Consider the following 499-nt stretch of genomic DNA (forward strand, 5'->3'; position numbering starts at 1 on the left):
CCTATTATATTTACCCCTCAGGATTTCGCGCATGTGATTCCCCATGACAACGATCCAATTGTGGTAACAATTAGGGTTAACAATTATGTGACAAAGAAAGTATTCTTAGACCAGGGATCTTCGGCGGATATCATCTATGGAGACGCCTTTGATCGCCTGGGACTAAAGGAATCAGATTTGAAACTATACAAGGGAACCTTGGTGGGATTCACAGGGGACCGTGTCAGTGTGCGGGGATACGTGGAAATTCCGACTGCCTTTGGAGAAGGAGAGTTTGTCAAGAAGTTTCAAGTAAAGTACTTAGTATTGGCGTGTAGAGCCAATTACAACGTACTCTTGGGGCGAGACACCCTCAACAAGGTCTGCGCGGTCATCTCAACTGCTCATTTAACTGTTAAATATCCCGCCTGCAACGGGAAGGTCGGGATATTGCGTGTAGACCAGAATGCAGCAAGGGAATGCTATTTGAGGAGCGTGGCGCTCTATGGGCGGAAGGCCG

1 protein-coding gene is annotated in these 499 nt (G+C 47.5%); it reads left to right on the forward strand.

The features are described from left to right. Nucleotides 1-33 precede the first annotated feature (33 nt). Nucleotides 34-499, forward strand: a 466-nt coding sequence (locus tag AABA86_RS34440; protein WP_338309921.1) for a hypothetical protein, incomplete at its 3' end; no start/stop codon positions are given.

Origin of the sequence: Bradyrhizobium sp. TM233 (genome assembly GCF_036247965.1) — a bacterium.
In the GTDB taxonomy this organism is placed as follows: Bacteria; Pseudomonadota; Alphaproteobacteria; order Rhizobiales; family Xanthobacteraceae; genus Bradyrhizobium; species Bradyrhizobium ottawaense.